Origin of the sequence: Staphylococcus sp. HMSC068C09 (assembly GCF_001813735.1) — a bacterium.
Lineage (GTDB): Bacteria > Bacillota > Bacilli > Staphylococcales > Staphylococcaceae > Staphylococcus > Staphylococcus hominis.
The window spans coordinates 1-276 of the sequence record NZ_KV813752.1; the positions used below are offsets into that span (position 1 = coordinate 1).

Genomic DNA, 276 nt, shown 5'->3' on the forward strand with positions numbered 1-276 from the left:
TACATGTGAATATTAAAAATGATGGAGTGATTTCACATGAACACATTCGTTTTCGGCGTGATTACAAAGCGATTAGAAGAAATAGGTTTTAATGTACACAAGGTGTTTAAAATGCCCGAAAAACAGGCACTATTTGAAGATTTGTACCATTATGTGAGATACGTTAAACCATGCAAGGCTGAACTAACAATGGTGGCATTAGATAGTGATGAATTGATTCATTACGGTTCTGTTGCAAAGTTAGATTTATAGTATAATTTTAACAAAAAGGAGTCT

At 33.0% G+C, this 276-nt stretch carries 1 protein-coding gene; it reads left to right on the forward strand.

Going from position 1 to position 276, the window contains the following annotated elements:
* Nucleotides 1-36: 36 nt before the first annotated feature.
* Complete coding sequence (locus HMPREF2930_RS02465) at nucleotides 37-252, forward strand: hypothetical protein (protein WP_002449614.1); 216 nt, start codon at nucleotides 37-39, stop codon at nucleotides 250-252.
* Nucleotides 253-276 lie beyond the last annotated feature (24 nt).